Annotated in this window: 4 protein-coding genes; 2 read left to right on the top strand and 2 right to left on the bottom strand. The window is 64.3% G+C overall.

Annotated features, from left to right (window positions below):
• Nucleotides 1-579 precede the first annotated feature (579 nt).
• Together hpnH and DY926_RS08265 are read left to right on the top strand one after the other, a co-directional pair.
• Nucleotides 580-1,761 carry an adenosyl-hopene transferase HpnH gene (gene hpnH, locus DY926_RS08270; RefSeq protein WP_116702929.1) on the top strand — a complete coding sequence of 394 codons (1,182 nt, stop codon included), beginning with the start codon at nucleotides 580-582 and terminating at the stop codon, nucleotides 1,759-1,761.
• Between the two features lie 141 nt (nucleotides 1,762-1,902).
• Nucleotides 1,903-3,192: a hemolysin family protein gene (locus tag DY926_RS08265; protein WP_116702928.1), complete on the top strand. Its 1,290-nt coding sequence runs from the start codon at nucleotides 1,903-1,905 to the stop codon at nucleotides 3,190-3,192.
• Nucleotides 3,193-3,398: 206 nt separating this feature from the next.
• On the opposite strand, the gene DY926_RS08260 is transcribed toward DY926_RS08265, so the two are convergent.
• Nucleotides 3,399-5,375: a lytic transglycosylase domain-containing protein gene (locus tag DY926_RS08260; RefSeq protein ID WP_116702927.1), complete on the bottom strand. Its 1,977-nt coding sequence runs from the start codon at nucleotides 5,373-5,375 to the stop codon at nucleotides 3,399-3,401.
• Between the two features lie 184 nt (nucleotides 5,376-5,559).
• On the bottom strand, nucleotides 5,560-6,414 hold the full coding sequence (locus DY926_RS08255) for a uracil-DNA glycosylase (RefSeq protein ID WP_186336114.1): 855 nt from the start codon (nucleotides 6,412-6,414) through the stop codon (nucleotides 5,560-5,562).
• Nucleotides 6,415-6,433 lie beyond the last annotated feature (19 nt).

The raw sequence follows: 6,433 nt of genomic DNA, 5'->3' as shown, positions 1-6,433 counted from the left end.
GTTCTTCCGCAAGCTGCTTCAGCTGCTCAACGGAGAGGTTGCGCAGGTCATGCGGCATGCGGACGCGGTCAAGCTGCGCATAGCGCCCGAGGGTCGGAATCGCGGGTTTGGGCTGATCCATTATATTCGCGTCCATTGTTCTGCGTTGGCCCTTGCCCCATATGCGGGGTGGAACCAACCCGGTTTCCGGTTGGCTGGCCCGTGCCCTGCATGCAGGGCCGGACCGGGCTGCTCCGGCGGCGATGAATGGCGGCTCATGGCACGAAAACCATGGCGACCGTAGCGTAATCGCGCTGTGTTACTCCGATTAAGTATGTAAATACAGTCTCTAATTGCCTGGCTGTTGTTAATTGGCCACACCTTGGGTGATAGCAATTGAATACAGGATGGTTTTTGTCCTATACCCTCCGGAAAGGCTTCATGTGTCGTAACAAGTCCGCAACCTCGGCATGCTCTGGGTGCAGGGCTGAGTCAGGTTGGGCTTGTTTTCTCGTAGGTGGATGTGAGCATAGTCCAGCCTACCAGACTTGAAATATTGTATGAGACCGGCGGTTGGGCCGGTGCAGGAGCAGAGGTTTCATGGCCGTTCCTATTATGCAGGCAGTCCGCGTGGGCGCCTATGTTGTCAAGCAGCATGTCACGCGGCGCAAACGCTATCCGCTCGTGCTGATGCTCGAGCCGTTGTTCCGTTGCAACCTGGCCTGCGCCGGGTGCGGCAAGATCGACTATCCTGCCCAGATCCTCAATCAGCGCATGAGCGTGCAGGAATGTCTGGATGCGGATACCGAAGCCGGTGCGCCCGTCATTGCCGTGGCCGGTGGCGAGCCGCTGCTGCACAAGGAAATGCCCGAGATCATCCGTGGGCTGATCGCGCGCAAGAAGTACGTATATCTGTGCACGAACGCCCTTCTTCTGGAAAAGAAGATGGACGATTACGAGCCCAGCCCCTTCTTCTCGTGGGACGTGCATCTTGATGGCGACCCGCAGATGCATGACGCCTCCGTCTGTCAGGACGGCGTGTACGAACGCGCGGTCGCGGCGATCAAGAAGGCGAAGGCCCGTGGCTTCCGCGTCTCGATCAACTGCACCCTGTTCGACGGGGCCGACCCCAAGCGCGTTGCCGCCTTCTTTGATGAAGTGATGGCCATGGGCGTGGACGGGATCATGACCGCGCCGGGTTATGCCTACGAACGCGCGCCGGATCAGGAACACTTCCTGAACCGCCAGAAGACGAAGCAGCTCTTCCGTGACATTTTCCGTCTGGGCAAGGGCAAGAAGTGGCGCTTCACGCAGTCGCCGCTGTTCCTGAACTTCCTGGCTGGTAACGAGCAGTACCACTGCACCCCGTGGGGCAAGCCGCTGCGCAACGTGTTCGGCTGGCAGCGCCCGTGCTACCTGCTGGGCGAAGGCTATGCCAAGAGCTTTGAAGAGCTCATGGTCGATACCGACTGGGATGCCTACGGCACCGGCAATTACGAAAAATGCGCCGACTGCATGGTCCATTCGGGCTACGAATCAACGGCCGTGATGGATGCGGTGCGTCGCCCGTGGCACATCGCCAAGGTCGCGCTGTTCGGGCCCGAGACGGAAAAGCCCATGGTTCCGGAAATCTCGCTGGAACACCAGCGCCCGGCTGAATACGTCTTTACCCAGCATGTCGATACCAAGATGGCGGAACTCGCGGCCCGCAAGAAGCCGGCCGCCCCGCCGCGCGTGAGCAAGGTCTCCGCGCCGGTTGAGACAGCCGACGCGGCGGACTGACCACGCGACGGACCTGTTTGCAGGTAGCGTTACGACAGAAGGCGGGGCCAGATGGTCCCGCCTTTTTCTTTGGCATGTCGCATGGGTACATGCATGCGCAATGTGCCCGCGCGGATAATTATGCTGTAGGATGGTGGGATCATGGTTGTCTCACTCATTGTTATATTATGCCTTGTTCTGCTCAATGGGCTTTTTGCCATGGGGGAACTGGCGCTTATTTCCGCGCGGCGCGCGCGGCTTGCCATTCTGGTGCGCAATGGCACGGTGGGGGCCGACCGGGCGCTGAAACTGGCGGGTGACCCGCAGAGCTTCCTGCCCACGGTCCAGATCGGCATGACCCTTGTCTCGATTCTGGAGGGGACATTCGGCGGCAGCAGTATCGAGGTGGGCGTCAGCCACTGGCTGGCCCGAATCCCGGCCCTGCGCTCCATTGCCGATGAAATCGCGATGCTTCTGGTGGTCAGCGCCATTACCGCGCTGATGCTGGTGCTGGGTGAACTGGTGCCCAAGCAGATCGCGCTGCGCCAGCCCGAACTGATCGCGTCGCGCCTGTCGCTGCTGCTGGAATGGATGGCGTGGGTGACCCGGCCGGTCGTATGGCTGCTGGGGCGCTCATCCGAACTGGTGCTGAAGGTGATGGGGATCGGGGGGGCGATCCGCCAGTCCGTCTCGGTCGAGGAACTGCGCGCCTATATTGCCGAGGGCGCGCAGGCGGGCGTGCTGGAGCAGGAGGAGCGCGACATGATCGAGCGCCTGCTGCGTCTGGCCGAACGCCCGGTGCGCGCGATCATGACCCCCCGCAACGAACTGTGCTGGGTGGAACGGCACGTATCGCGCGCGCAACTGCTCCAGGTCCTGCGTTCGACCACCTATTCCCGCATCGTGGTGTGTGAGGGGGGGGTGGATAACCCCGTGGGCGTCATTCTGGCCAAGGACATGCTTGACCGTTTTCTCGATGGCAAGAGCCCTTCCATCGCGGTGGGGCTGCGCCATCCCATTTCGGTGCCTGATACGCTGTCCGCCTTTGACATGCTGGAGCGGATGCGGGCCTCCCCGCTGGGTCTGGCGCTGGTGCTGGATGAATATGGCTCGTTCGAGGGGATCGTGACCTCATCCGACCTGTTCGGCGCGATCGTGGGCGAACAGCACGAGCCGGGCAGCACGCCCCCGCAGCGTCTGGCGCATGACAGTGTCCTGACGCTTGACGGCTCCATGCCTGCTGATGAGGTCAAGGACCGGCTGGGCCTGTCCGACCTGCCGGCGGAAGGCAGCTATCATACGCTGGCCGGCCTGATACTGGCCCTGTTGCGCCGTGTGCCCGCAAAAGGGGACAAGGTGGTGTTTTCAGGCTGGCTATTCGAGGTGCTGGAAATGGAAGGCCGCCGCGTGGTGCGGGTGCAGGCCAGTCGCCAGCTTCTGGCCGAGAACTGACCGGCAGGCACGTTGCGGCGGCCTTTCCGGCATGGTGTCGCACCGCTGGACTCCGCCTTTCCCCGGAGCGGGCGAGGGGTAAAGTGACCGGTGCCGCAACGCGGCAGGGCATGATCCGGTTGCAGGACCCCAGATCGACCCATGAAAAAAGGGACGCATCCGCGCAGGATGCGTCCCTTTTTTACAGCCGATGGGGGCTGTAATGCCTAGTGGATGGTGTGGCCCGCATGGCCCGCCATGGCCATTTCCGCACCGAAGCCGGGCCATTCATTGCGCGCCAGCGTCTCAAGGGACGGTGCGGCAATGCCCAGACGGTCGGCATAGATCCACAGATAGGTAAAGGCCCGGCGGACATAATCGCGGGTCTCGTTGCTGGGCAGGCTCTCGATATAGAGCAGCGGGTCTTCATCCTCGTCCATCGTCGCACTCCGGCGCGAAATGGCCGATGGCCCGGCATTGTAGCTGGCCAGCATGCGGATCATGTCACCGCCCGCGGGCACATGCTGCCCACCGGCCTGCGCGGAAAGCTGGGCCAGGTACAGGACGTAACGCTGCCCGATATCAAGGTTGGTCGCCGGGTCGTGCAATGCCGTGGGGCGGCGGGTGAAGCGGTCCTTGTCATGCACCACGAAACCGGCCGTCACCGGCATGACCTGCATGAGCCCATGCGCGCCGGAGCCGGATACCGCGTTGCTGTCAAAATTGGATTCCAGCCGTGTCAGCGCATAGACCAGCGCCGGGTCCATGCGGAAGCCATGCGCGGGCTGGAGTGGCGGCAGCGGGAAGCGGGCGGCGTGGGTGCTGTATTCGCTCTCATTGGTGTCGATCAGCATGAGCATCTGGGCCGACAGCGCCTTCATGCCCACGGCGTCCGCCACCATCTGGGTGGAGTGGCACAGGGCCGCGTCGTTCTGGATGTCGGGCCACATGCGGCGCAGTGTGGCTTCGGCCCGGTCACGCTCACCCACCTGCAGCAGGGCGAAGGCCCGGCGGCCCGCGGGCGTTGCGGCCACGGCCTCGATGTCGATTTCACCCAGCACCGGGCTGCCCGCATGGAGGCTCTGCTGGTCGGCGGCAAGGGTGAGGGGCGGGGCGGTGCCGATCGTATCCGGATGGCTGCCCGCATGGCCCACGGGCGCGCGCAGGCCCAGTATCTGGGAGGCAAGCAGGCCGTAGAAGGTATGGGGTGCCGCCGCCGCGCGGTGCAGCCACGGGGAGTAGGCTGCCCCATCCCCCATGGCCTGATGGGCGCGGGCGGCCCAGTAGGCTGCCCCGGCACGGATGCTGCCCGGTGTCAGTGGCGCACGGGATGCAGCCTCGAACATGGGCTGAGCCATGTCGGGCCGTCCCTGCCGCCATGCGGCCAGACCGGCGACATAACCCGCCAGGCCGAGGCGCTGGCTGGATTTTTCAAATGCATCGCGGGCGATGGACATGGCCAGCCGGTTTTCACCATTGCTGAACATGGTCATGGCGATTTCCGCCTGCAGGTGGGCCGCATACAGGTCGTTCATGCCCGGTGTCATGGCGATCAGGCGCAGGGCGCTGCGTGCCCCCTTGGCCCCCTGTGCCGCGCGCTCGCGCACGGTATGGTCAAGCATGCTGTTGCGGGTGAAGACCCGCAGGGAGGGGTCATCCTCCTCCGGCAGGTGGATATGCTGGGGCGGGTGGCTGCTGTCCAGCGCGTTGCGGGCGGGTGCCGGGGGCAGGGGACCGCCCTTTGCGGGCATCGCGGCCAGCATGGAATAGATGGCCGGGGAATCCGCCAGCCCCGAGAAGGTACGCAGCCACAGCCGGAGCTGCCCCGCATCGGGGTGGTAGGCCGGGTTGAGGTAGCGCGCGGCCAGGATGTCACCCAGCAGGGTGTCATCATGGATGGCGGCGGTCTCACGAATGGCGGTGTCGAAATCGCCCTCGGCCTGGAGTTTGAACACCCGGCGGATGCGGCTCACGTCCTCGGGCGAGAGGGGGCGCGGCAGCCCGGCGTTACCATGTGCGGGCAGGCGTGGAAGGGCGAGCGCCGTTTCCTCGTTATGGTCGCCCTGGGCGGTCGGATCGTGATCCGTCGCTCCGGGTTCCACTGTTTGGGCACGCAGCGGCGCGAACGCCGCCCCTGCCAGAAATGCGGCACCAGCCAGAAAGGCCGCCACCGCATGATGGGGGGTATTGGTTGTCCCTCGCATAGCGGTGGGGATGTAGGCGCAATGCAGACAGAAAGCAATAGCCAGCTTATCTGGTCACGGTAAATAAGTGTTCAGAACAGATGCGGGAACTGGATGTAACAGTGGGAAACATAAATTGGAACGGGAATGAATACCTGCCCTGCTATATGCTAATACCCCGAAAAGATTACGCAATTATCCCTTGTTACCCGCCAGATATACTCTCCAGTGTCTCACGGATCAGGAGCATGTCTTTCCATGTGTCACGGCGCGCGGTGGCACTCGCGCGCAATTGCAGCGGGTGACGCATGGGAAGGGCCATGAACGTAGGTGCCGGGCCGGGTTGGGCGGGGTCGGCGGGCAGGGTGATTTCGCGCCAGCGGCCCCGCATGCGCGCGGCTGTCGTGCGTTCTTCCAGCAGGACGGATACGGGCAGGTTGCCCATCAGCACCACGCGCGCGGGCTGCGCCAGAACGATGGCACGCTGGATGAAGGGCAGGCAGATCCGTGTCTCGGCGGCGGAGGGGGGGCGCCCCCCCGGTGGCCGCCACGGAATGACCGGGGCGCATAGCAGGCTGGTGCGCTCGACGCCGATGCTGGCGAACATGGCCGAGACCAGCGCCCCGCTTTCCCCCGCGAAGGGGTGGCCGCTGCGGTCCTCGTCCGCGTCGGGCGCTTCGCCAATCAGCATGAGCGGGGCGCCGGTCGGGCCTTCCACGAAAACGCTGTGGGTCGCGCTGTCACGCAGGGTGCAGGCGTCAAAGCCGCGAATGGCCGCATGCAGCTCATCCAGCGTGCGGGCTGCCTGCGCCGCCGTGCGGGCGGCGGTGACGGCCTGGTCAATCAGCGTCGCGGTCCCGCGCGCGGGCGCTGGGGCGGGGCGCGGGGGCGAATTTCTATGTCCATTCCCCGTATCTGGCTGTATGGGGGTGGGCTGTGTAGCCGTGGCGGGATGGTCTATCGTGGCGGGACGGGCCATCCGGTCATGCGGGTGGGTGTCAAGCGCGTCATCGGCGCCCCACTCCACATACAGGCGCAACAGGGTTATGGAATCAGTCATCGGATGGATATGTCCCCTA

The organism is Komagataeibacter melaceti (genome assembly GCF_003403295.1).
GTDB lineage: Bacteria > Pseudomonadota > Alphaproteobacteria > Acetobacterales > Acetobacteraceae > Komagataeibacter > Komagataeibacter melaceti.
This window is presented reverse-complemented; position numbering and strand designations above follow the sequence as displayed.